Annotated in this window: 24 protein-coding genes and 1 pseudogene; 6 read left to right on the plus strand and 19 right to left on the minus strand. The window is 33.0% G+C overall.

Annotated elements, in window-relative coordinates:
- Positions 1 to 32 precede the first annotated feature (32 nt).
- The 5 genes from cntM to HMPREF3264_RS05170 form a co-directional block, all read right to left on the minus strand.
- The gene (gene cntM / locus HMPREF3264_RS05150; RefSeq protein WP_070872234.1) at positions 33 to 1,328 is read right to left on the minus strand and encodes a staphylopine biosynthesis dehydrogenase; all 1,296 of its coding nucleotides are present in this window, start codon (positions 1,326 to 1,328) and stop codon (positions 33 to 35) included.
- The gene (cntL, locus tag HMPREF3264_RS05155) at positions 1,321 to 2,136 is read right to left on the minus strand and encodes a staphylopine biosynthesis enzyme CntL (RefSeq protein ID WP_070872236.1); all 816 of its coding nucleotides are present in this window, start codon (positions 2,134 to 2,136) and stop codon (positions 1,321 to 1,323) included. Before cntL ends, cntM begins: the two co-directional genes overlap by 8 nt.
- The gene (gene cntK, locus HMPREF3264_RS05160; RefSeq protein ID WP_070872238.1) at positions 2,133 to 2,975 is read right to left on the minus strand and encodes a histidine racemase CntK; all 843 of its coding nucleotides are present in this window, start codon (positions 2,973 to 2,975) and stop codon (positions 2,133 to 2,135) included. Before cntK ends, cntL begins: the two co-directional genes overlap by 4 nt.
- Before the next feature lie 772 nt (positions 2,976 to 3,747).
- Positions 3,748 to 4,665, minus strand: coding sequence for an ABC transporter ATP-binding protein (locus HMPREF3264_RS05165; protein ID WP_070872240.1), 918 nt, complete (start codon positions 4,663 to 4,665; stop codon positions 3,748 to 3,750).
- Entirely contained in the window at positions 4,665 to 5,357 is a 693-nt protein-coding gene (locus HMPREF3264_RS05170; RefSeq protein WP_070872242.1) for an ABC transporter permease subunit, read from the minus strand. Before HMPREF3264_RS05170 ends, HMPREF3264_RS05165 begins: the two co-directional genes overlap by 1 nt.
- An 86-nt stretch (positions 5,358 to 5,443) precedes the next feature.
- Between HMPREF3264_RS05170 and HMPREF3264_RS05175 the strand changes: the two genes are divergently transcribed.
- Entirely contained in the window at positions 5,444 to 5,740 is a 297-nt protein-coding gene (locus tag HMPREF3264_RS05175) for a DUF2089 family protein (protein WP_070872309.1), read from the plus strand.
- Positions 5,740 to 6,021: a hypothetical protein gene (locus HMPREF3264_RS05180; RefSeq protein WP_070872244.1), complete on the plus strand. Its 282-nt coding sequence runs from the start codon at positions 5,740 to 5,742 to the stop codon at positions 6,019 to 6,021. Before HMPREF3264_RS05175 ends, HMPREF3264_RS05180 begins: the two co-directional genes overlap by 1 nt.
- 38 nt (positions 6,022 to 6,059) lie before the next feature.
- On the opposite strand, the gene HMPREF3264_RS12765 is transcribed toward HMPREF3264_RS05180, so the two are convergent.
- Positions 6,060 to 6,212 (minus strand): aureocin A53 family class IId bacteriocin, encoded by a 153-nt coding sequence (locus HMPREF3264_RS12765; RefSeq protein ID WP_176746817.1) that lies wholly within the window; start codon positions 6,210 to 6,212, stop codon positions 6,060 to 6,062.
- A gap of 140 nt (positions 6,213 to 6,352) precedes the next feature.
- Here HMPREF3264_RS12765 and HMPREF3264_RS05185 point away from each other — a divergent pair, with 140 nt between their 5' ends.
- Both HMPREF3264_RS05185 and HMPREF3264_RS05190 read left to right on the plus strand, forming a co-directional pair.
- Entirely contained in the window at positions 6,353 to 6,862 is a 510-nt protein-coding gene (locus HMPREF3264_RS05185) for a PH domain-containing protein (RefSeq protein ID WP_070872246.1), read from the plus strand.
- Positions 6,843 to 8,267, plus strand: a complete 1,425-nt coding sequence (locus tag HMPREF3264_RS05190; RefSeq protein WP_070872248.1) for a PH domain-containing protein — start codon at positions 6,843 to 6,845, stop codon at positions 8,265 to 8,267. Before HMPREF3264_RS05185 ends, HMPREF3264_RS05190 begins: the two co-directional genes overlap by 20 nt.
- A gap of 370 nt (positions 8,268 to 8,637) precedes the next feature.
- Here HMPREF3264_RS05190 and HMPREF3264_RS05195 read toward each other — a convergent pair whose 3' ends face one another.
- The 10 genes from HMPREF3264_RS05195 to HMPREF3264_RS13120 all read right to left on the minus strand — a co-directional run bounded on the left by HMPREF3264_RS05195 (position 8,638) and on the right by HMPREF3264_RS13120 (position 18,515).
- On the minus strand, positions 8,638 to 9,267 hold the full coding sequence (locus tag HMPREF3264_RS05195; protein WP_070872250.1) for an ABC transporter ATP-binding protein: 630 nt from the start codon (positions 9,265 to 9,267) through the stop codon (positions 8,638 to 8,640).
- Positions 9,260 to 10,027: an ATP-binding cassette domain-containing protein gene (locus HMPREF3264_RS05200; RefSeq protein ID WP_070872311.1), complete on the minus strand. Its 768-nt coding sequence runs from the start codon at positions 10,025 to 10,027 to the stop codon at positions 9,260 to 9,262. The genes HMPREF3264_RS05195 and HMPREF3264_RS05200 overlap by 8 nt, the downstream gene beginning before the upstream one ends.
- Entirely contained in the window at positions 9,994 to 10,764 is a 771-nt protein-coding gene (locus HMPREF3264_RS05205) for an ABC transporter permease (protein WP_070872251.1), read from the minus strand. Before HMPREF3264_RS05205 ends, HMPREF3264_RS05200 begins: the two co-directional genes overlap by 34 nt.
- Before the next feature lies 1 nt (position 10,765).
- The gene (locus HMPREF3264_RS05210) at positions 10,766 to 11,716 is read right to left on the minus strand and encodes an ABC transporter permease (protein ID WP_070872252.1); all 951 of its coding nucleotides are present in this window, start codon (positions 11,714 to 11,716) and stop codon (positions 10,766 to 10,768) included.
- Positions 11,717 to 11,718: 2 nt separating this feature from the next.
- Entirely contained in the window at positions 11,719 to 13,272 is a 1,554-nt protein-coding gene (locus tag HMPREF3264_RS05215) for an ABC transporter substrate-binding protein (protein ID WP_070872253.1), read from the minus strand.
- A complete protein-coding gene (locus HMPREF3264_RS05220; protein WP_070872255.1) occupies positions 13,269 to 13,961 on the minus strand; it encodes a class I SAM-dependent methyltransferase in 693 nt (230 codons plus the stop codon). The genes HMPREF3264_RS05215 and HMPREF3264_RS05220 overlap by 4 nt, the downstream gene beginning before the upstream one ends.
- Positions 13,962 to 14,121: 160 nt before the next feature.
- Positions 14,122 to 14,682 carry a potassium-transporting ATPase subunit KdpC gene (gene kdpC / locus HMPREF3264_RS05225; protein ID WP_070872313.1) on the minus strand — a complete coding sequence of 187 codons (561 nt, stop codon included), beginning with the start codon at positions 14,680 to 14,682 and terminating at the stop codon, positions 14,122 to 14,124.
- Positions 14,683 to 14,700: 18 nt separating this feature from the next.
- A complete protein-coding gene (locus HMPREF3264_RS05230) occupies positions 14,701 to 16,719 on the minus strand; it encodes a K(+)-transporting ATPase subunit B (protein ID WP_070872257.1) in 2,019 nt (672 codons plus the stop codon).
- An 18-nt stretch (positions 16,720 to 16,737) separates the two neighbouring features.
- Positions 16,738 to 18,414, minus strand: a complete 1,677-nt coding sequence (gene kdpA, locus HMPREF3264_RS05235; RefSeq protein WP_070872259.1) for a potassium-transporting ATPase subunit KdpA — start codon at positions 18,412 to 18,414, stop codon at positions 16,738 to 16,740.
- Positions 18,415 to 18,434: 20 nt separating this feature from the next.
- Entirely contained in the window at positions 18,435 to 18,515 is an 81-nt protein-coding gene (locus tag HMPREF3264_RS13120) for a potassium-transporting ATPase subunit F (protein WP_037541769.1), read from the minus strand.
- A 165-nt stretch (positions 18,516 to 18,680) separates the two neighbouring features.
- Here HMPREF3264_RS13120 and HMPREF3264_RS05245 point away from each other — a divergent pair, with 165 nt between their 5' ends.
- Both HMPREF3264_RS05245 and HMPREF3264_RS05250 read left to right on the plus strand, forming a co-directional pair.
- Positions 18,681 to 21,326 carry a sensor histidine kinase gene (locus HMPREF3264_RS05245; RefSeq protein WP_070872261.1) on the plus strand — a complete coding sequence of 882 codons (2,646 nt, stop codon included), beginning with the start codon at positions 18,681 to 18,683 and terminating at the stop codon, positions 21,324 to 21,326.
- 4 nt (positions 21,327 to 21,330) lie between these two features.
- Positions 21,331 to 22,028 (plus strand): annotated as a pseudogene (locus HMPREF3264_RS05250) (response regulator transcription factor).
- A gap of 101 nt (positions 22,029 to 22,129) precedes the next feature.
- Here the strand turns inward: HMPREF3264_RS05250 and HMPREF3264_RS05255 are convergent.
- The 3 genes from HMPREF3264_RS05255 to HMPREF3264_RS05265 form a co-directional block, all read right to left on the minus strand.
- A complete protein-coding gene (locus HMPREF3264_RS05255) occupies positions 22,130 to 22,891 on the minus strand; it encodes a tandem-type lipoprotein (protein ID WP_176746818.1) in 762 nt (253 codons plus the stop codon).
- Positions 22,892 to 22,936: 45 nt separating this feature from the next.
- Complete coding sequence (locus HMPREF3264_RS05260; RefSeq protein ID WP_070872264.1) at positions 22,937 to 23,701, minus strand: tandem-type lipoprotein; 765 nt, start codon at positions 23,699 to 23,701, stop codon at positions 22,937 to 22,939.
- 59 nt (positions 23,702 to 23,760) lie between these two features.
- The coding region (locus HMPREF3264_RS05265; RefSeq protein ID WP_083327791.1) for a tandem-type lipoprotein at positions 23,761 to 24,478 on the minus strand (718 nt) is incomplete at its 5' end.

Genomic DNA, 24,478 nt, shown 5'->3' on the forward strand with positions numbered 1-24,478 from the left:
TTGTAGTATCAATAAGGCGTATGACTTTATATTTAAGAATGCTTTTCCTTTAAAAATTGATTCACTAAGGCAATATCTTTGTCATACGCATGTGGATCAAATTGTGTCGATACACGTTGATGTGGATGTTGTGTTTGATAACTTTCGCAATATGCACGATATCGAGCTAAGAATTGATCAATCATTGGTGTTTGAACACCAAGCGACCTTCCGATTGCCTGAATGATTGATGTTCGGTAGCTGTCTTCACTTGGCATTCTTGGAATATGCATCGTATCTCGTTCATCAACCTCAATTTGTTTATATGGAACCGCTGAAAAATCAAAATAGTTCCCCTTTTCATCAGGTTGCGAAAATGGATCAATTAAAATGGCGGTATAGCGAACGTATAATAGATATTCTTGATGTATAGAGGGTAACTGTTCAAAATGGTCAATCTCCCATTCACTCATTGTTTCCGCTCGCACTGGATAATTTTCCTTCACCATAAATTTCAAAAGATTGACTGACGGCACACTTAATTTGTCTAAAATGATCATCATTTCCTGCCACATTTGACGCATTTCACGGATTAATGTCATCGTAATTGGTCCTTCAGGAAATAGTTTATAAACATATACAGGTACTGAGGCGCCTTCAAATATTGCATGTAATGAAAAGTCATTCATAAACAGTGCGGGGTGCACATAGAGTGAGCTATTATGTATCTCAGCTTGTAATGGTGTGTCCATTACTGTGAGTTGAATTTTTAATTGTTCAAAGCACGTTTTAATGCGCTCAATCAAATTAGAGTGTGCGTGGTTAGAACCTACATACAATTTGGATTTGACTCCTGTCGTAAGCACCTTATGCGGTTGTTCCGCATCTATTATTCGTGTATCTCCTAAATATGTTGAAAATGAAATCACCTCTACGTCTGGGTTCACTTCTAATATGATTTGTTCAATCAACATGTGCGATCCCAAAGTTGGAGAGACCAAGATGATGTGTTTCACCCTTTGTAATGTAGACGTTGCGAGTTGTTCAAGTATTGGACGATACGCATCTGCGGTACACGCCATGATTAACGTATTGTATTCTTGATCCACATCTTTAATATCTTTAAAAAATTGATGAACTTTAAATTGCCCTGAAAGTTGATGATGCACGTCATTTTGAGTGGAAACTTGGAAATATCCATCGCTTTGATACGCATCATACACGCGTTGCGACTTAATAGACGTCTTTGCGCGACTCACAATATCAATGTTGCCATCCGTCACTTTATGGCATATTTGTGCAAGTTGAATGGCTACAGGGCCACTCCCTACAATTAATGTATTAGACATTTGCAGCCCCCTCTTTAACAGAAGCTTTGCGATAGAGGGCAATATCAAATATTTGATCAGGTCTTGTTTGTTGAGAGACACAATACCAATGTTTGTCATCCGTTTTCTGAGATGGATAATTAAATAATGATTTGATTCCATTTCCATAACGCATGGCGACTACAACATTGTCATTCGTCAATTCATATAATTGGTCTAAGATGTCATATTTAATCGGAATGGTTGAGCTGAAAATAATGTGCGTAATATCATGTGTATCTTCCAATTGATCGACCGTTTGATGCGTGATTTCAATATCTTCATTTGGCGCAAGCACCTTCACGATACGTTGTCCTAAATCTAAAGCTTGAGGATCGATATCGATTCCAATCACTGACGCTCCTGTTTCTTTAGCTACTTGGATGAGCGTCATTGGATAAGCGCCTGAACCTATAAGCAATAATTTATCTTCTTTCTTAATACGACATTGCCCAAATTCCTCGTTAATACAATGCTCAATATTATCGAAATAACCAGAGGTAGACGCCCTTCCGTCTAACAATCGCTTAGCACGTATCACTTCTACTTGTTTGACGCACTGTGCAGTAATATCTTGAAGTTGTTGCGTTAATCTTTCTTTCGCTTTCTTATCGTTCCATGAATCGAATTGATGTTGCGCAATCGGGCTTAATATCAATTGACTATATCGATCAACCAATGTTTCTAGCTCATCAATGTATTGCTCATCTTTTCGCACTTGTTTATATAATGTTTCAAATTGGCTTAAGTATATTTGTAATCGATGCTGTATATCATGCTTTAAGTTCATAAGTATGGCTTCGTCTCCTGTTCTATATATGCTTGTCCTGTTGCGACAGTTGAAACTTGACCTTTAATAGATGTTAAATAACCCATTTGTTCATTAAATGTTGATGAAACTAGAATGCTTCCACCCGGTTGATTCACCTTGAAATCATTGCTCGCTTGATTTGTCCGATACTGTTGAAACACACCAATCGAAGCCGCCCCTGAGCCACAGCTATTTTCCCAAATTAAACTTTGCACCTCAGGTATATAAATGAGTGGTTGTAAAAACTGCTGTTCCATGTCAAATAACATGACACCAATGGTTTTATAATTAACGTTCCATCGTTGTGTCCTCACAAATTGTTCTACTTGTTGTTTAAAAGACACCGAAATATCTCGCGTTGGAACGACAAAATGTATGTAAGATTCATAAGTTAGTTCAAGTACGTGATATAGTTGTCCTGCAATGACTAATTGTCTTGGTGTGATTTGTTGTACTTGAGGCATTCCCACTTCGTAACATCGATGGTTATGAACCTTACAAGGTACGAGCTGAGAATATCCTGATACTTTCAACTGACATTGCGAATGTTGTAACAGTTGATGCTCTTGCAAATAATGAATGTATGACATCGTAGCATTCCCGCAAAATTCATTCCCACTCATCACTAAATGATATGTTTCCCAATTATTGTGATTCGTAGATTCTATAAAACCAACTTGTTCACAGCAAACATGTGTCGTTGCCATTAATTGATTAGCAATTGTTGCGTATTCATTTGGATGATGTTTAGAGTGAACAAGAATAGTCATATTCCCCGACGGATTATACTTTGAAAATTCAATCACCTGACAATGCATATGACACTCCTTTGTGTTGTGGATTCTCTTTTAAAGCTACTGTCACAAATAGTTGCACCTATAACTATCAGTAACTTTAAAATAGTTGTACAAAATAAATCGTAACTATTACGATTTGAAGATTATAGTATACGAGTAGGACCATATTGTCAATATAATTGATAATAAATTTCAATTAGTGAAGGGAGGAATGCGGATCGAATGAGACTTGAGAAGTTATGAGAAGATTTATACTAGAAGAAAATATTGAATTTATATCCAAGTATAAATAAAATTATTAAATTTCTGAGTTTTTGTAAACTGGAGAAATATTTTAAAGAGAGGAAAGCAAGTATATAAACCACAAAATTATTTTTTCTTATTATCATTAATTCCTAAAGAATTTATTGATTTAGTAAGATTTAAGAAATACACTATTTTATATAATTTAAGGGTTTTATTTATACTTCAAAATTCATATTCGATTGGTTGACAAATTAATAGATTATCAATAATTATCTTCTCCTTTTTGATATTATTTTTTACTATACTTTTAGTGATTTTAATATTTACTCTTCTAATAAATAGTAATAGCTAAGAACTTTCATCATTAAAAGTTAAAAATTGCAAAAACTCCCCTCAATATTACATTTTAATATGTTTATCAAGAGGGGAGCAGATTACTTTAATTATTTTTTTAAATGTTTTTTTAGCCAAAGAAAAGGTCCTATTGCTAAATCAGGCCTAAACATTAGTTTTAACATTGATAATTTCACCTTCTTAAATATAATATCTATATTTTCGAGTGGTTTTCACTGCTTCTTAAGAATATGTCTTCCAAGGATAATTCTTCTAAATCTACTTTGAAAACATCAATATCTAACGAAACATATAATCTTACGATATCTGGGATAATGTTTTTATCCTTAAATTTTAATTTCGTCCAACTACGATCAATTTTTATATCTTTCATATTAATATTTAAATTTCTCAATCCTTCTTCTAATACATCTTTTTTATTATCATTTAAATCATTGTGATGTATTTCTAAAGATAAGTTATCCTCGTAAGTTTCTCTTAATTTTTCTAGGTCTCCTTGTATTTCAATGTTGCCCTCTTTCATAATAGCCATTTCATCACACAATTTTTGGATTTCATCCAAATTATGGGATGTTATAAATACTGTAGTTCCTTCTTTTGCTATTTTATTTATTAATTTATGTATAGATAGAATTGAGTTAGCATCGACTCCTGATGTAGGTTCATCCAAAAATAGAATTTTTGGTTTGTTTACTATTGCTTGAATTATTCCTAATTTCTTTTTCATGCCAAAAGAATATTTTTTGACCTTTAAATTTAATCCTTTTTCTAATCCAATTGATTTAAAAAGATTTTCAATTTCCCTTTCAGAAATATTAAGATTTAAAATTCTGCAAAAGTACTTTACGTGAGCCTTTCCAGTCATATCATTATAAAAAGCAGAATAATCTGGTAAAACTCCAATTTCATTCTTATTTTTGACATTTAATGTGTAAGTACCATTTGAAGGTTTACATAACCCAGTTACCATATTTATAAAAGTGGATTTTCCTGCTCCATTATGACCTAAAAATCCAAATATAGTCCCTTCCTTTACGGCTAAATTCACATTATTTACTACTTTCTTATTTTGATATTTTTTAGTTAAATTTTTAGTTTCGATTGCGTTCATTATAAATCCCTCTTTTTAAATAAATATAAACTAATTATTATAAAGACAATTGGAAAAACAATTGTTGCAAAAGGAATAAACTTATCATCCTTAAAATAGTAAAAGTAAGGAGTAATATAGCTATAAAGTTTCAACCATATATTACTAGAATTTGTACACCAAAAACCTAATACCGTCATTACCAACGATAATGCTATTCCTAAAAAATTAGTTAAAATTGTATTATCGATAGCAACTGATAATAATGTTGCAAGAGCTAGAAAATAACTAACAAAAGCTAAACATTGCATAAATTCTAAAAAGTAAAAATGATGAGAATAAAAAACTAATAAAAGTGTAGTTATAAACAAACAAACAAACCAAAAAAGTAATGCTCCTAGAAATTTACCTAGTAAAATATTATTTCTATTAGTTTTTGTTGCCAAGAATCGAATTGTTCTATTTTTAATCTCCTCATTAATGATATTGTGTGAAAGTGTAAAAATAAACAAGGGACTGGTTAAAATAACAGTGAAAAATAAAGCTATCTGAAATGGTGTTTTATTTATTCCTATAACGCTACTAACCTGATCACCAAACACACTTAATAATTTTGCTATACCTAGTGATATAGATATCATTATTAAAATTATAAGAATCGATTTTACACTTTTAAATAACGAAAGAAATTCTTTTCGAGCTATAGAAAACATTAAATTCCTCCTCCAAATTAAACATTATCAAAAAATGTTTGCATTTATTTTATTTTTACTTTAACATTATTCAATGCGGGAGGGAAATCATGAAAAGAGATATACCACATTGGTTAATGGAACTTGATAATAGTGATATGGAATTTATACGTAAATTTATCATTAGTTCTGGCTCTTTGAAAAAGTTAGCTAAAGAATATAATATATCTTATCCTACAGTTAGGATAAGATTGGATAACTTGATTCAAAAAATCGAAGTTTCTGAAAAACAAGATGTTCCAATGGTTAGTTTTTTAAAGAAACTTGCAATTGATAATCGTCTTTCCTTGGAAACTGCAGAATTAATTATCAATAAGTATAATCAAGAAAGGAGCGATAACTAATGCCAGATATAACATCATTCATTGTTATATTCATTTTCTGTGCATTACAATATTTTATCTCACGTTTAAAATGGGGTATCCTAGGTATAATCATCCCAATTATTTATGTAGTAGCAATGTTTTATGCTCATTCTATCGGGAAAATAAATAACACAACAGTATTTGTAGTACTACTTGTAGCTGGTGTTATTATATTAATTATTGAATGGGTAAACGCTCGTAAAGATAGAGCCAAAAAACACTCTGACGAATTAGATAAAATGAGAAAAAAAGATTTATAAAAAATAGGAGGGGGGGCCTCCCCTCCTATTGAAGAATTTTATCTCCAACCAACTGCGTGATAAACCCAGTCTTTAATTTGCTCATAAGTCGCTCCTTGAGAAACCCATTTCGCAATTTTTTTGACATGGCTTGCTGCCCATCTGTAAGCCTTTCCAGCAAAACTTCTAATAATATTCCATACAATACTCATAAAACAATACCTCCTGATTAATAGATTAATGATGACGGTTTCATTACCGCCATCATTAATCTATCATTTTATATATTGTTTTACAATGTTATTTACAAAAATTTAAAATATAAAAAATATTGGTGGTGTTAATAATCAAAATGTTTTTAAATAAACTATCTCCAAAAGCATTGATTTATTGGAGAATAAAAGATAGTTTTTCTTATTCAATAATCTTAATTATAATTATTTTTATAAGGATATGTATGAATATTATTTTCAAAATTGAATGGATTAATTGGATAACAGATTCTTTAATATTATTTTTAGTGTTCATGTTTTTAATAGAATTTTTTATTATTCCTAAATATAAATTAAAACGTTGGAGATATGGTATAGATGATAGAAGTGTTCACATAAGCTACGGCGGTGCAATAAGGAAAACCTATAAACAAATCCCTTTAAACAAAATTTATTACATAAAAAAATCGCAAAACATTATTTCTAAAAAATTAAATATTTACACAGTGAATATTGGCACTTTAGCAAACGTTCATAAAATCCCTGCATTATCTAAAGATAAAGCTAATATTCTATGTGAAATGGTTATGCAATTTCAAAATAATACAAAAGTAGAGGATTCGGATAGTAATGAAACTATTAAACAATAAAAATTTTAATAGACTTCCCCTAGTTTTTCTTTTGCTAAAATTATATAAGATATTAAAAGAAAGTTTTTTTGTGTATATTTTCTTTTTATCCATATTCAATTTATTAAACTTTACATATATAAAATCGTATGTAATAGTTCTTTTTATTTTAGTATTCCGAATTTTGAACGCTTTTTTTTATTGGATAAGTTTTAGATATAAGATTAGCCATTTAGGTATTGAAATTAAAAAAGGCATTATTAATACTTCTTCAAATTACATATCTATTGAAAAAATTAAAGAAGTTAATGAACATAAAACTCTCTTATATAGATTAATTAACGGAAGTATGATTTATATTTATACAGATGAACAAGGAAAAGATGGGAAAGTAAAATTAGATTATGTCAGTTCGGTGGAAGCTCAAAGAATTAAAAAAGTATTAAATAAAGATGAAAATTTAGAATGGTCAGATGAGAAATCATACACATATATATCCTCTAGAAAAGACATGTTGATTTCATCAATCTCACCCATTAGTATATTGATGTTCACTCTCTTTCTTCAATCTATTTTAGAAAATCTAGATAAATATTTACATTTAAAATTGCCTTTGCAATCATATAACGAAATATTAAAAAACAATATAATTTTAATTTCAATATTTATCTTACTATATTTTATAATCTCTTGTTTATACATATATATACGTACTTATATGAGATTTGGAGAATATAAATTATCTCATAATCAGAAAGAAATATTTATTGAAAAAGGGTTTGTAAACAAAAGCAATTTAATATTATCAAAAGATCGCATACAAGCTCTAGTTATAAAATGGTCATTAATACAAAAAATTTTTGGTATTATGAAAATCGAAGTAATCACTAGTAATGATGAAAATGACGATGAAAATAACTTAAAGTCTAATTTACTTGTCCCCTTTATACACAAACGTCATATTAGTAGTTTACTTTCAGAATTATTACCTGATTTTGATATAAATATAAAATTATGTAAATTACATAAAATTACATTAATTAACAAAATTTTAGTACCTACAGCTTTTTTAACTTTAATTTATTTAGTTATAGATAAATTTTTAAAAAGTTTTGAATTAATTTATATAGTTTTTGCACTGTTAGTTATTTTAGGAAAATTTTTAGAAGGTCTTTTTAGTAAATACTATTTTAATAGTAGATGTATTTATTATAAAAAATCTAATTTAATTACTACTCTCACGATAATTCCAACTTATAGGATTGAAGAGTATCGATTAAATCAAAACTATATACAACGTCAATTAGGATTATTTAGTTACGAATTTATCATTAGAGAAGGGCCATTTAAAAGGCTGAAAATTTTAAATATACCTCTCAAGAATAATCATTCACATATTCAGAAGATGCTCAAAATTTTCAAATAAAATTTATAAAAAAGCTATAAAATTAATCACTTAAGATTGTAGATAACCATAAGTTTAACTGAAAATCATACTTAAAAATATTCCTCAATAATAGATTGATTAAAATATGACTTAACCTATACTACCAATGGAAACTTCAGTAATTATTTCTAATCATGAAATAACACATTAGAATTGATAAAATCGATACCTCTTTAGATAAAGAAATCGAATATTTAAATCATTATATTGACTCTGAAAATTTTACTAAATTAAAAAAGTAAACACGTAAAAAGCGGAATCAAATTCAAAAATTAATGAGATATTATAATTGGGCACCTTTCAAAGCCAGCACACTCATCTACATCCAACCTATTTGAATACTCATGAATCATGTTTTATCTAGTTCTAACATGTCGCCTTTAAAGGTATTTAACACATAGGAATCATGTGAGATGATAATTAACTTTGTATTGTTAAGTGACTTTAACATGTCTAATATCGTCTCTTCACTTATCACATCTAAATTAGTTGTTGCTTCATCTAGAATCAATACTTGAGGTTCAACGATAAGTGCTTTAGCTATCCAAACTCTTTGAAATTGTCCCCCACTTAATGTTTCAATACGTTGCTTTAAAATCTCTTTAGGTAACATGCACTTTTCAATCACTGTAGCAATTCGATCTTGATAACTTGCTTTATCAAATTTGTAATTGATTAATGGCTCTTTTAATGTGTATTCTACAGTCTTTCGCCCATTTAACGTATCACGTTGATATTGAGGGACATACTGTATGTCTTTCATCCATGCTTTATCTGTAAAATCCTCTTTAGCTGTTCCATTAAAAGACATGTATCCAGAATAATCTGAGTCTAACCCAGCAATTATTTTTGCCAATGTAGATTTACCGCTTCCGCTTTTTCCAAAAATTAATAAATACTGCCCTGTCATATTAAAAGAAATACTTTCTAAAATTACTTTATGATTAATATATTTAGATAATTGGTTAACTTTAAGCATCGTTTCGTCTCCGTTGCGCAATAGAAATTAATTTTTTAGTATAATCATGCTTCGGATTTTCTAAAATTGTGGTAGCTTTTCCAGATTCAATGATTTCACCGTGTTGCATCATACTGATATGCGTGGCATACGTGCGAACTAAGTTTAAATCATGTGTCACAAAAATGATGGTCATATTGTAGCGATTAACAGCATCAATTAAATAACGCATAAATTTATCGCTGTTCTCCTTATCTAATACACTCGTTGGCTCGTCCAATACTAAGCACTCGGGTTGTCTTATTAATGACATGATGAAGGCAACTCTTTGCGCCATACCCCCACTTAATTCAAACGGATAATAATTCAGTAATTCCTCTCCATTGTCGAACCCAAGCATTTGTAACATCTGTACGACTTCAGCGTTGCGTTGTTGTTGTGACAAATTGGATTGTGTTGCTTCATATAAATATTGAAAATGCTTCTCCAATGTCATGTTTTGAAACAAATTACTATGTACATCTTGAAACATGGCATCTGTTTTATCTAAATTAATTTCAACATGTCCTTCGTATGTTAAAGACGCCTTTTCCATACCAAGAATTGTACGTGTTAATAAAGATTTACCGCTCCCACTTTCTCCAATAATACAGTGAAAATTACCACGGCCTACATCTAAAGCTACTGATTTAATCAAAGGTTGTTCGATATGATAAATATTTAATTCTTCAACTTTTAATATATGATTTATTTCATTATCTTTTTGTTGATGATTTGGAATAATAAGGCATAACCTCCTAAAAGTAAGCCAGGAAAGAAAAAGAGCCACGGGGCACCATTGAAATAGCTTTTGCCATCAAACAAAATTGTACCTAATTCAGGTGTAGGTGGTTGAATGCCGAGACCTAAAAAGGCAAGTCCTGAAATACTTAACATAATTTTCCCAAAATCGGCAGTGACTAAAGCCAATATGTTACTGACTAAGTGCGGAATTATATGTGTCACCGTTGTTTTAAATATGGAATTTCCACTTAATACTGCATAAGTAATAAACGGTCTTTTCTGAATATCACGAGTTAAATTTCTAAAATAACGTAAATATCGGCCAACCCAGCCTAAGGTCAGCGCAAAGATCAGGCCCATCATTGAATTACTCATTAAACTGAGTATAACTAAGGTGATGATGAAAGAAGGAATGGCTAGTAACATATCAGCAATAAACATACATCCTTTATCTATCCATTTCCTTTCAATACCAGCTACAAGGCCTAATGTTAAACCAATTAAAATACTTAGTACCATAACGATAGCTGTTAAACCTAGCGTCACACCGCTACCAATAAGCAATCTTGTAAAAAAGTCTCTCCCAAGTTGATCTGTACCTAATACGTGTTTAAGATTAGGCGCTTGTAATGCATGAGTGCTATCTGTCCCTGCTGTATTCACAATTATGCATAAACTTACCATGACACATCCTATTAAAGTCATTGCTAAATATCGTTTTAAGTGCTGTGTCATACTACGCGCCTCTTCCTATCTTTCTATGGATATTTTGTCGATTTTGAAGTCTGGGTTCATTGTGCAAAATAATTAGGTCCCCGATATAATTCGTCATCATTATGGTAACGATGACGATAACAACTATGCCTTGAATGACTGGATAATCACGCTGATTTATCGCAGTTATTAACAATTTACCTATTCCAGACATACTGAAAATGACTTCTAAAATCACTGCTTTACCAAATAAATGTATAACACTATTAATTGAAATGGTCATCAATGGTGCAAATATGTCTTTAATTTGTATGAACATACGTGCTTTTAACTTAAATCGTCTTAATAAAGCAAGTTGGTATGCATCTTTATCCAACGTTTCTTCGATAAGATGTGACGTCATTAGAAGAATATGACACCCGTCTATCATGACAATCGTAATAATTGGAAGTAGAAAATGTCGCCATGAATCACTTCCTACAAAAGGTACAAGGTGCCATTGAACACCTAAATAATAAATTAAAAGTATCGCAATCCAATATTCAGGCATGGATGTCATCACCTGAGCAATGCCTCGAACTATACGTGACAACCGACTAAGTGGATGTATACCAATGTAATATCCAATCAAAAATCCAAATGGCAGAAGAATACTTGCAGAAACCATAATTAACGTTAGCGTTGGTGCTAAAGACTCCAATATCATAGAAGTCACTGGTTCATGTGTACTAAAACTGTAGCCTAAATTACCGGTAAGTGCATGGCCCAGCCAATCGAGGTATCTCAACAACATATGATGACCGAGTCCAAGATGATGTTGAGCTAATTCAATATTTTCTTCAGTAATAGATGTGTAACCATGTCGTTGTAAATAGAGAATTGCTGGATTGCCAGAGGTCTTTTCAACTAAGACAAAAATAATGAAAGAACTTACTACCAAATAAAGTAGTAATCTAAATGTGCGTTTAAGCATCATTATTCACTAACTTTCAACGTCTTATAGTCTATAGGTGCGTCTGTTAGACCTGAAAATTTAAATGATTTCACTTTATCACTCACCACAAATGTCTCGTTTGGATAGGCAATGGGCACACCATAATATTGTTGATTAAAGTGTTTGAATATATCATTAAAGGCACGTTGTTGCGCAGCTTTAGATGTTTGAGTTGGAAAATTATCTAGTTGTTTCGTTAACGTTGAGTCATTAGCCAGAACACCTGGTTTCCCGCCCGCATTCTTAAAGACTGAATTCATGAAATTATATGGCATTAAAGCATCTGAGTATGTTCTATAAAAGATAAGGTCATAATCTTGCTTAGTCCATAATGTATCGTAATAGGTTTGAGCATCTAACGTTTTAATATTCAATTGAATTCCAGCTTGTTTCAAATGACGCTGTACTTTCTCTGCTTGGTCTTTCCAATTTGGAAATTCTGCTGTTTGAATAGCTAAGTTCAACTTGAGTGTTTTTCCATCCTTCTCAAAATAACCATCTTTATTCTTCTTATAACCTTTACTCTGAAGTAACTTCTTAGCTTCTTGTACATTGTATACGTGGTCTTCTTGATTATCTTTATTCACGTATTGCACGCTATTCTGGAAAATGCCTTTCATTTGCTTATCAGACAACTGCTTAGTGTCAATGCTTTTACTGATTGCTTCACGAATCGCACGCTTCTTTAATACCGGGTTATTAGGATTGAAAGCCATGAGATGACTCACAGTACTTGATGCCTCTTCCACTTTTAAATTCTTATTCTTCTTATCTTGTTGAATCTGTTGTTCTGACAGCATACCTAATGCACCGCCGGATATGTCTACTGAGCCACTTTGAATCGCTGAATTCCTTGAGTCCCCGTCTTCAATAGTTTGAAATGCTAATTTATAATGGACAGGATGATTTTGATCGAAATGTTGATTAGGCTTTAATGTCGTTTTTTCCTTGCCACTATGATCGACGACAAACGCTCCTGTGCCAATCGCTTTTTTAAACTTGCCAGTGACTTTATTACCTTCAACAGAATGTGGACTCATAATACGTAAAGGTCGCACTTGCGTTAATTCATTGAGAACTTGATTAGATGGAGATTTTAATTTGATTTGAACAACGTGGTCATTTTTTACTACTACTTTGTCCAATTCTTGTAAGGTTTCAACAGTCGTATTCTTGTTCATCGCCTTTGCGCGATCAATTGAGAATTTCACTGCTTTGGCATTGAGTGGCGACCCGTCAGAGAATTTAATATTTTTCTTCAAATGAAATTCGTACACTTTACCGGATTGATCAACAGACCACTTCTCGGCTAATCCCGCTTTAACTCCTTTATGCTTATCATATTTGACTAATGGTTCGTAGACTGCACTATACACTGGCATGGCAGCATCATAACCTTGTGCATCTAATTGGTCTGCCTTTGCTTCTGTCGGTAATGAGACCGTCACTTGTTTCCCATCTTTTGATGAATGCCCACAACCTGCTAATAACAACGTTGCACTTGCAGTTAATGTCATTAATAGTCTCTTTTTCATTCATTAATGCCTTCTTTCAAAGTCGCTTTGATTAAAAATGATTCCTCATAAAGCGTGCGTAAATAATCATTAGGTGTTAAGAAAAAGTCGCTGTAATGCGTTAAATCAATCACATCAGGCACAGCTTCTTTCATTACAGCAACTTCAAATCCCGCTTCAATAAAACTATCAACAATGTACTTGAGCGAATGATTTTGAGAAGGCGTGGCACCATATTGATTAATCGTGTCATCCATATATTGGCGACTTGGATTGTTCGTTAAATCTGCAAACGTTGCATAATATACCCCATTGGGTTTCAGTACTGCTTTTAAATCTCTAGCATGTTGAGGCACATCCTCTATTAAATAAAGTACGGATGTACTGATGGCAGTATCATAGGTTTTACCAGTTTCTTGTGGCCGATCAGTTAAAAAATATGTAAGTGGTCTATTCCCTTTATACGCTTCAGCCTTTTCAAGTGAAAGACGTGCTAAATCGATACCAACGCCCTCTTTAAAAGGTGTTGCATCGTATAATTTCCGCAAAAATCCTCCTTGATTACACCCAAAATCTAAAATCGTTTTATTCTTAATATCAGTTATATCTAACATTTGTATCGTTCTTTCCCATGCTTCTTGGTGGTCACGAGCCATATCATCATCAGTTTCTTGCTCTTTTTGCCACCAAACTTCATAACTCTTAGTCATTTCATTCTCCTTAATATTTATAAATCGTAATTATTACGTTTTAACATCATACTACAGTATTTAAGATTACACAATAAGAATTTGAGCGTTAAACTAGAAATTGAGATACAACAAAAATCCCCTCGCTATTCATTGAACAAGGGGATTCCTAAAAATACTTCTATTTTACTTTATCTAATTCGATATTCATTTTTAACACATTCACGTAGTCTTCGGTCATGGGTGAGGTTTGTTTGTTGTGTTGGATGATTCGCTCAATTGTGACTTGATCGATACCTCGTGCTTTAGCAATTCTTTTCACTTGAGCTTTAGCGTTAGTCACAGTGATGTCTGGATCTAATCCCGAACCTGAAGCACTAACGGCATCGTTAGTAAGATGATCCCCCTCTTTGTGAATCGTCTCTTCAACGCGTTGTTTAAGTTGAGGATTAGAATTGGCAAGGTTTGAGCCTCCTGATGCAGGTCCTCCGTTATCTTTAACTTGTTGTGCATCCATATTATAATTCACTGCACTTATACGACCATGAAAGTATTTAGAACTATGCCATTGTTGACCAATCAATTCTGAACCGATTACTTTACCGTCTTGTTTGATTAAACTTCCATTCGCTTGATGGGGAAATGTGATTTGGCCTATCGCTGTCACTGTGAGTGGAAATAACAATCCACATAACACAAACATAACTATCATAAGGCCAGCACTTTTTCGTATCGTTTGTATCATTTTTCTCCTCCTCCTTTAAACGACGTATTGAATCACTAAATCAATCAATTTGATACCGATAAATGGGACAATCATGCCACCTAGACCATAGACGAGCATATTTTTCATTAATATCGTTTGTGTTGAAGCGCCTTTAAATTGCACACCTTTCATCGCAATTGGAATCAACAACACAATAATCAAGGCATTGAATATTAATGCTGAGAGCACTGCAGATTCGGGTGAATAAAGGTGCATAATGTTTAGATGATTCATTGCTGGCATAGCAGACATGAACATAGCTGGTAATATCGCAAAGTATTTCGCAATATCGTTGGCAATACTAAATGTGGTTAAAGATCCTCGTGTCATCAATAATTGTTTCCCTATTAAGACGACCTCCATTAATTTCGTAGGATTAGAATCTAAATCGATTAAATTGGCAGCCTCTTTGGCGCTCGTAGTACCAGAGTTCATAGCTAACCCTACATTGGCCTCAGCTAAAGCAGGAGCATCATTTGTACCATCACCTGTCATTGCAACAATGTGCCCTTTTGCTTGTTCTTCTCTAATGACCTTAATTTTATCTTCAGGTTTACATTCGGCTATAAACCGATCTACACCCGCTTCTTTAGCTATTGTTGCAGCGGTAAGTGCGTTATCGCCTGTGCACATAACGGTTTCGATGCCCATCTCACGTAATTCTTGAAATCGTTCAACGAGTCCGTCTTTAATCACATCTTTTAAATAAATCACGCCTAAGATTTCATTATCTTCAATCACGACAAGCGGTGTGCCGCCTTTTTTAGACACCTCGGTGACCTGGACGTCTAAATCTTCAGGTATGTGTCCGCCCGCTTCTTTCACACGTTTAACCATACTGTTAGGCGCCCCCTTATAGACTTCACGGTTGGCAAACTTCACGCCACTCATACGTGTTTCAGCAGTAAATGGATAATATTCACCTGTTTCATGCGGTAAATCAATATTCTGTCCTTTAGCGAGTTCGACAATACTGCTACCTTCAGGCGTGTCATCTTCTACAGAACTTTCATATGCAGCTTTGACTAATCTTTCATATGTTGATGATGCAACAGGTATAAATGCGTTTGCCATACGATTTCCATACGTAATTGTTCCAGTTTTATCTAAAATTAATACATTCACATCGCCACATGTTTCTACTGAACGACCACTTTTAGCTAAAATATTAAACTGAGTCACACGATCCATCCCAGCGATACCAATAGCTGAAAGCAAACCACCAATGGTTGTAGGTATCAAACACACGGTTAAAGCAATCAACATCACGATGGATAAATCAAAGTGTAGAAACTTGGCTAACGGATACATGGTTAAAATCACGACTAAAAAGATAATAGTTAATGTCATTAGAAGTGTGAAAAGTGCAATTTCATTTGGTGTCTTCTTTCTTGTCGCGCCTTCCACGAGATGAATCATTTTATCAAGGAATGATTGTCCGGGTTCAGATGTAATTTCTATTTCTAACCAGTCAGATGCGATAGATGTACCACCAATGACATTATTGAAATCTCCACCACTCTCTTTAATCACAGGTGCCGATTCACCTGTAATTGCGGACTCATCTACTGTTGCTAATCCTTTAATGACTTGACCATCATTTGGAATTTGTTCACCTGTTTCGACACGGACGATGTCGCCTTTTTTCAATTTACTGGCATCGATGATTTCATAACTACCGTCATCTTTAATCAGCCGTGCTGTCATTTCTGTTTGTGTTTGACGTAAAGCATTGGCTTGAGCTTTCCCGCGACCTTCTGCCAACGCTTCTGAGAAATTTGCAAAGATTAAAGCTAATAATATGATAAAGATACTTAACACATACATGCGTGATACATTTTCTTGAATAAATAAATCGGGAAAGAATGTTAAAACCAATGAAAGTAGCATACCTACTTCTACAACAAACATAATCGGGTTTTTAATCATATATTTAGGATTTAATTTTAGAATACTTTCTTTTAATGCTTGTTTAACCAAGCTGGATTCAAATATTTTTGTCGTTTCCATCATTTTCAAATACTCCTTTCATCAAGAATGCATCAATAGCTGTTCTCCTATAGGTCCAAGCATTAAATCTGGCAAGAAGGTTAAACCACTGAGCAAAATGATGAAGATGATTAATACAGTGCTAAAGAATACATTATTAATAGGTACATCTTGGGTGTGATGTTGATACGTTTTCTTATTTACCAGACTTGAGACGATCAATAATTGTAAAACGATTGGCACATACCGTGCGATTATCATGACGATACCTGTAGAAATATTCCAGAATATCGTATTATCTTTTAACCCTTCAAAGCCTGAACCATTGTTAGCAGATGAAGATGTAAATTCATATAACACTTGCGATATACCATGGAACTGTGGATTCGTTATCGCCTCTTTAGCACCCGGAATGATAAATGCCAATGCTGAAAATATTAAAATCAGTAATGGATGTACTAAAAATGTCAAAGCAATCCATTTCATCTCTTTAGCTTCAATCTTCATTCCTAAATAACTTGGTGTCTTACCAATCATTAAACTGCATATAAAGACGGTTAACATGACATAAATCAACATGTTCATCAGGCCTACACCTTCACCGCCGAAGACTGCATTTAACATCATTAATATCATCGGCACCATGCCTCCTAAAGGCGTTAGACTATCGTGCATATTATTGACCGTTCCTGTTGTGAAAGCTGTCGTAATTGTTGTAAATAGTGCCGACTGACCAATGCCAAAGCGTGTTTCTTTACCTTCCATATTGCCACCGTCGATACCTAAATGATGTAATACGGGATTACCTGCCAATTCAAAGTGTAGGCAAACGAGTAAAAACGCAATAAATAATGTGAACATGGCAATAAATATCATCAGTGCATGCGGATGAATTTGTTTTTTCGTTTTCAGCATTCTACCGAACAAGAATACTAATGAACCCGGAATAAGCATCATACTTAAAGCCTCTGCGAAATTAGTCCAGTATGTTGGATTCTCAAAAGGTGTAGATGAGTTCGCACCTAGGAACCCTCCACCATTAGTTCCAAGATGTTTAATTGCTTCAAGTGACGCAATCGGTCCGTAAGCAATAGTTTGTTTAACGCCTGACATCGTTTCTACAACTAAGTTACCTTTCAATGTTTGTGGTGTGCCTTGGCTAATTAGAAATAAACTAATGATAAACGCAAATGGAATTAAGACACGCACAATAAAGCGCGTCATGTCTTGATAGAAATTTCCAATGACGTCTGTCACGCCAGTTAATCTTCTCAACATTGCGATACATACTGCGTAACCTGAAGCAGCTGAGGTGAACATTAAACATGTAATCACGCCCATTTGTGTGAAATAGGTTAAGCCTGTTTCTCCCGCATAATGTTGTAAATTGGTATTCGTTAGAAATGACGCTACCGTATTAAACGCTAGCGACACCGATTGATTTAAGTTGTGGTTCGGGTTCAACCATAGCCATTGCTGTGTGAGTAGTAAGATGAAGGCAAATACACCCGTTAAACCGTTAAACCATAAAAAGTGTTTCAAATATGTTTTACCTGACATATGCTCTAATTGTGTACCGATCAATTTGTAAATTAACTTTTCAATAGGATGAAATAAGATATCTATCTTCGTCGGAACAGTGAGCGCTACTGTATATAAATATCGACTCACAAAATATGCAAGAACGATAAATGTAATTAAGAATAGAACAATACTCATGATGCTTTCCTCTTTCGCTATTAGAATTTTTCACTCCAAAGTAATGCATAAAATAGGAATAGAATTAATCCGATGACCACGAAGGCTAATAATGTAATCATTGTGCTCCTCCTCACTTTCATGGTCATCTTAGCAAGAGCGATATAATCAAAGTATTAACATTTGAACAAAGTTATTAAGAAAATATAAAGATGAGGTATAAAATTAAAATAAAAATGGATAATTATAATAATCTTAATTAAGATGTAGTTAAGAGGTGTTGGCAGATGGAAAGTTCATATAAAAAAAGAGGCAAACTCACCATTTATTTAGGCTATAGCCCCGGGGTCGGTAAGACATATGAAATGTTGTCGAACGGCATTGATCTTTATAAAGAAGGGGCAGATATTAAGATTGGGTATATTGAACCCCATCAACGTCCCGAGACAGATGCACTTGCGAAACAATTGCCAGAAATTGAGCCATCTAGTCGAAGATTTGGCAGTCATCAATTTCACTATATAGATGTTGAGCAGATTGTAGAAGTACATCCTGATGTCGTCCTTATTGATGAATTGGCACATACCAACATTTCTAAGAAACGTCATTTGAAGCGTTATATGGATATTGAAGAAATTTTATCTCATGGCATTAATGTTTGGACAACGCTTAATATTCAACATATTGAAAGTTTAAGTGGCCAAATTGCTTTAATGACAGGTATCCAAGTCACAGAGCGTGTACCAGATCAATTTATTATGTCTGCAGATGCGTACGAAGTCGTGGATATTTCACCGAATATGTTGATTCAACGGTTGAAAGCTGGAAAGGTTTATAAAAAGGAACGTTTAGATACTGCTTTTTCTAACTTTTTCACATATGAGAATCTGACTGAGTTACGTGAACTTACGCTAAGAACTGTGGCGGATATCATGAGTCAAAAAGAGCAACAGTATAAAACGAAACATACGGATATCACGCCTCATATTGCAGTAGCAGTGAGTGGTAGCATTTATAACGAACGTGTGATTCGTGAAGCAAGACGTGCAGCTTATAAAGAACATGCGAAATTTACTGCGGTGTATATCGACACATTTGAAACGCGTTCTGAGAGTAGACTTCAAGACCACTATGTCCATAAAAATCTCATGCTCGCCAAATCACTAGGTGCTGAAATCAAAGTACTGTATGCACAGGATATCGCGAAAACCTTAATCCATTGGTGTGATAAAGCCTTTGTTACCAAGTTAGTACTCGGGCAGTCAGAACGGCCACGTTGGAAAGAGTATTTTAAAAAGTCACTTATCGAACAAATCAATCATACCCCGCACCATTTCAAATTAGAGATTGTTCCGATCCATAAAATCTATTCAGACAAACAAGACCGTAAGCAAAAGATGGATAAACAACCTTATCAACTTACGTTATCTGTAGATATTGTCAAAATGTTAATTATTCAATCTTTATGTGTACTCCTTGGAATCTGGATTTATAAAATGGATAAGAACGAATCAAGTGCGATTATCTTACTCATATTCTTTATCGGCATTATTGTGCTATCTATTTGGACGCAATCGTATCTCATCGGATTCTTTGCGTCGATTCTGAATGTCTTTGTCTTTAACTATTTCTTTACTGTGCCAAGATTTACGCTTGAAATGTATCGTTTCGAATATCCAATTACGTTTGTGACAAGTATTTTTGCTAGCATTTTCACGAGTGCTATATTGAAAAATTTAAAATATCAACATTCATTAACGGAACGGCAGTTATATCGTACGGATATTATGTTGCAATTCAACCAGTCGATTAAGGAATCTTATTCTATCATGAGGTTACTGACAATTGCCGGTGAACAGATTCATCAACTGTTAAATCAAGATGTTACCGTCTTCCTCGTGGAGTCTAAGAAGGTGATTAAATCCTCTTCATTTGGCAATAGAACCATCTCGAATAACCATGGGACTGATGATGCTGAGACATTAAGTTGGGTCATTGAGAATGAAAGCCGTGCGGGAAGACTTACCGATACCTTCCCCGGTAGTAAATATCTATGTATTCCAATTGGTACCAAGCCGGTTAAGGGCATCATTTCAATTCAGTTTACGGATGAAGATTTCATCGATACGTACGACAGTTCTATCTTAGATTCAATGTTGAATGATATTACGCTCGCTGTGGAAAATGTGGACCTACTGAAACAAACAAGACAATCAATGCTATTAGCGGAAAGGGAGGCCACACGTTCTAACTTCTTACATTCTATTTCGCATGATATTAGAACACCTTTAACATCTATTATCGGAAATTTAGATGTATTGAAATATCATGGCGAAGGCTTGGATAAAAAAGAACACGCACATTTGTTAACCGCTTCTTACGAGGAAGCCCAATATCTGTATACACTCGTCACTAATATCCTATCTTTAACTAAGTTAGAGCGTTCAGATATTCAAATCAAACGTACTTCCTATTTGATAGAAGAATTATTAGAAGAATTTAAGGAAGGCCTTGTGCGTAGACATCAAAACCAAAAAGTAAATATTGAAGATGACGGTACTTTGGCGTTGGTCCATATCGACAGTAAATTGATTCTACAAGTATTATTTAACTTGGTCGATAATGCTTTAAAGCATGCTGAATCACGTTCAGACATTTCGCTACGTGTACATGAAAAACGTTCGAAAGTACGATTTGAAATGGTTGATTGTGGCAAGGGTGTTCCCGAAGAAGAACGACGTTTAATCTTTAATCCTTATTATTCAGGAGATTATTTTAAAGATAATAAAAAAGACAGTTTAGGGTTAGGATTATACTTAGTACAATTAATATTGAAACAACATCACAGTCAATTGGAATACCGACCTAATCATCCGCAGGGTAGTATATTTTATTTTTATTTAGACATAGAGAAAATAGAAATGGAAGGGTGAGGTTATGAAATCTACACTTTTAGTCGTTGAAGATGATGAAGCGATTTTACATTTAATCGATGTTGCATTAACAATGAATTATTATAAAGTCATTAAAGCTAAAAATGGCAGAGAAGCGGAATTCCGCATCAGAACAGAGCATCCAGATATTATTTTACTTGATCTCGGCTTACCTGACATCGATGGATTATCCTTAATTCAGCAACTTAGAGAATGCGTTGATACGCCTATTATTGTCATTAGTGCACGCACAGAAGAAGAAACCATTGTGAAAGCATTAGATTGTGGTGCAAATGATTATATGACTAAGCCCTTTAATATTGATGAATTACAAGCACGTATTAGAGTTGCGCTACGCGTCTCGAGAAAGATTGATACAGAGCAGAATAACTTTGAAATGGTCCGTTGACGATTGATTTCAACGGCAAGTCTGTTTATATCATGGGACAGTCTATTCATTTGACCCCTAATGAATTTCAATTGTTGGAAATCTTAAGTCGTCACGTTGGGAAAGTATTAACATATCAGATTTTATTAAAATCATTGTTCGGATACGTCAATAAGTGCGAAATGGCTTCATTACGTGTGCACATGGCGTCGTTACGTAAGAAATTAAATTATAGTGAAAACATTGATGGTATGGATAAGAAACTGATCATCACCCATCCGAGAATCGGATATCAAATGCAACATTTAGGGTGATGATGGAAATAAAGTTGCTGACCTAAAAATAGAACTCATGAGCGTACAAACCTCATCAGTTCTATTTTTTATGATTAAGAATGATAATTTTTGAGCCTTTCTTACTTGCTTGGCATATATTCAACACTGTCAGTAAAGAAGATATTCTCTTCTTTATTCTCTACAAAGGTGAATTCAAGATCTTTAGAACCTACGGATGATCCTTTTAAGTCACCATCCCCTTTTAACAATAATTTAGGGGCTTGGTTGGTAGGAATGTCATATCTCTTCCTTAATTGTTTAACGTTATAGTCACTATTACTGAGTTGATATTTAGCTGAATAGCTGGGGACATTGGGATTATATGAAATATCGCCATTTTTATAGTCTTTAATATCTTTGAAATTTCCATATTGTGAGAAAAATTTAAAGCTTTCTATTTCTTTTTTTAGTTTGTCATTACGTATTGGCTTCGTTGGAATAATTTTATTGTGTTTCATTTTAACTGGATATTTTTTCTCTTTACTGTGTGAATATCCTTTCCTATCCTCTGTAATTTCTCTAATAATAAAATTACCTTTAGTTGTTCTAGTATTCCGATTGATATAGAGAACCATTCCTCTGGATTCCATATTCTTTCCTTTAGGCTCAATAGTCATTTCAGAATTTATAATCCACATACCTTTATCACTTTTATCAAATTCTTGATCTCGATAGCCTTGCTTATCATATAAATCTTCTAAGTTTTTAATTGGATACATACTTAACGTTTTATTAAAACTTTTTTCGATCTGTGCTTCTTTACTATCTTCACAACCACTGACCAAAATTATTAAAACTAATAAACTTATGTATATAGTTACTTTCTTTAGATTTCGCACCATCTCACATCTTTCTTTAGTTTTGGAATTTTATAGTTAGACTCTTCATTACTTATCCTTACTCGGATTGAAGTTCAAGCTATCAGTAAAATAAATATTTTCTTCTTTATTTTCAACAAAAGTAAATTCCATATGTTTATAACCTATAGAGGAGCCTTTTAAATCCCCTGTACCTTTCAATAATAATTTAGGCGCTTGGTTCGTGGGTATATCATATCTTTTTCTTAGTTGTTTAACATTATTATCATTATTGTTTAATTGATATTGCGCTGAGTAACTTGGAACGTTAGGATTGTATGATATACTTTCATCTTTAAAATTCTTTAAGTTTTTAAAGTTGCCATATTGTACAAAAAATTTAAAGTTTTCGATTTCCTTTTTTAATTTTTCATCTTTAATTTGTTTTGTTGGAGTAATTTTGTTGTTTTCCATTTTTACTGGATATTTTTTGTCTTTAACGTCAGGTCTTCCTTTATTATCTTCTGTTATTCGTTTTATAATAAAGTCCCCTTTAGTTGTTCTAGTATTTCTATTTATATGTAAAACCATCCCTCTTGCTTCCATATCTTTTCCTTTCGGTTCAACAATCATTTTAGAATTAATAATCCAAGTCCCTTTATCATTTTTATCAAATTCTTCATCACGGTATCCCTCTTTATCGTAAAAATCTTCTAGATTTTTAGTAGGATACATACTTAAAGTTTTATTAAAACTTTTTTCAATTTCAGCTTCTTTACTATCTCCACATCCACTGACCAAACAAATTAAAATTATTAGACTTATGTATAAATATGTTTTCTTCATATTTTGCATTTGCTCACATCTTTCTGTTTTTAAATTTACTTTATTAATAGTAAATTTAAATTTTAATTCTACTTACTCGGTTTGAAATTCAAGCTATCCGTATAAAAGATATTCTCTTGTTTATTTTCTACAAAGGTAAATTCTAGGTCTCTATGACCTAGGGATGATCCTTTTAAATCGCCATCACCTTTCAATAATAGTTTTGGTGCTTGTTTGGTTGGGATGTCATATCTCTTTCTTAATTGTTTAACGTTATAGTCAATATTACTCAATTGATACTTCGCGGAATAACTAGGTACATTGGGATTGTATGAAATATCTCCGTTTTTATAATCATTAATATCTTTAAAGTTGGCATATTGTACAAAAAATTTGAAGTTTTCTATTTCTTTTTTTAGTTTGTCATTAGGTATTGGCTTCGTTGGAATAATTTTATTGTGTTTCATTTTTACAGGATATTTCTTTTCATCATCTTTTGGTCTACCTTTATTGTCATCTGTTGTTTCACTTATAAAATAGTACCCTTTGGTTGTTCTAGTATTACGATTGATATACAAAACCATTCCTTTGGTTTCCATATTCTTTCCTTTTGGTTCAATAGTCATTTCAGAATGAACTATCCAAGTTCCTTTATCGTCTTTATCAAATTCTTCATCTCGAAAACCTTCTTTATCGTAAAAATCTTCTAGATTTTTAGTCGGATATACGCTTAACATTTTATTAAAGTCTTGTTTGATTTCAGTTTCCTTGCTATCGCCACAACCACTGACCAAAATTATCAAAACT

This window comes from Staphylococcus sp. HMSC62A08, assembly GCF_001839105.1.
In the GTDB taxonomy this organism is placed as follows: domain Bacteria; phylum Bacillota; class Bacilli; order Staphylococcales; family Staphylococcaceae; genus Staphylococcus; species Staphylococcus caprae.

Coding starts and splice junctions, on each gene's coding strand:
- cntM (WP_070872234.1), bottom strand. CDS start 1,328: ATGTCTAATACATTAATTGTAGGGAGTGGCCCTGTAGCCATTCAACTT.
- cntL (WP_070872236.1), bottom strand. CDS start 2,136: ATGAACTTAAAGCATGATATACAGCATCGATTACAAATATACTTAAGC.
- cntK (WP_070872238.1), bottom strand. CDS start 2,975: ATGCATTGTCAGGTGATTGAATTTTCAAAGTATAATCCGTCGGGGAAT.
- HMPREF3264_RS05165 (WP_070872240.1), bottom strand. CDS start 4,665: ATGAACGCAATCGAAACTAAAAATTTAACTAAAAAATATCAAAATAAG.
- HMPREF3264_RS05170 (WP_070872242.1), bottom strand. CDS start 5,357: ATGTTTTCTATAGCTCGAAAAGAATTTCTTTCGTTATTTAAAAGTGTA.
- HMPREF3264_RS05180 (WP_070872244.1), top strand. CDS start 5,740: ATGCCAGATATAACATCATTCATTGTTATATTCATTTTCTGTGCATTA.
- HMPREF3264_RS12765 (WP_176746817.1), bottom strand. CDS start 6,212: ATGAGTATTGTATGGAATATTATTAGAAGTTTTGCTGGAAAGGCTTAC.
- HMPREF3264_RS05185 (WP_070872246.1), top strand. CDS start 6,353: ATGTTTTTAAATAAACTATCTCCAAAAGCATTGATTTATTGGAGAATA.
- HMPREF3264_RS05190 (WP_070872248.1), top strand. CDS start 6,843: ATGAAACTATTAAACAATAAAAATTTTAATAGACTTCCCCTAGTTTTT.
- HMPREF3264_RS05195 (WP_070872250.1), bottom strand. CDS start 9,267: ATGCTTAAAGTTAACCAATTATCTAAATATATTAATCATAAAGTAATT.
- HMPREF3264_RS05205 (WP_070872251.1), bottom strand. CDS start 10,764: ATGACACAGCACTTAAAACGATATTTAGCAATGACTTTAATAGGATGT.
- HMPREF3264_RS05210 (WP_070872252.1), bottom strand. CDS start 11,716: ATGCTTAAACGCACATTTAGATTACTACTTTATTTGGTAGTAAGTTCT.
- HMPREF3264_RS05215 (WP_070872253.1), bottom strand. CDS start 13,272: ATGAAAAAGAGACTATTAATGACATTAACTGCAAGTGCAACGTTGTTA.
- HMPREF3264_RS05220 (WP_070872255.1), bottom strand. CDS start 13,961: ATGACTAAGAGTTATGAAGTTTGGTGGCAAAAAGAGCAAGAAACTGAT.
- HMPREF3264_RS05230 (WP_070872257.1), bottom strand. CDS start 16,719: ATGATGGAAACGACAAAAATATTTGAATCCAGCTTGGTTAAACAAGCA.
- kdpA (WP_070872259.1), bottom strand. CDS start 18,414: ATGAGTATTGTTCTATTCTTAATTACATTTATCGTTCTTGCATATTTT.
- HMPREF3264_RS13120 (WP_037541769.1), bottom strand. CDS start 18,515: ATGATTACATTATTAGCCTTCGTGGTCATCGGATTAATTCTATTCCTA.
- HMPREF3264_RS05245 (WP_070872261.1), top strand. CDS start 18,681: ATGGAAAGTTCATATAAAAAAAGAGGCAAACTCACCATTTATTTAGGC.
- HMPREF3264_RS05255 (WP_176746818.1), bottom strand. CDS start 22,891: ATGGTGCGAAATCTAAAGAAAGTAACTATATACATAAGTTTATTAGTT.
- HMPREF3264_RS05260 (WP_070872264.1), bottom strand. CDS start 23,701: ATGCAAAATATGAAGAAAACATATTTATACATAAGTCTAATAATTTTA.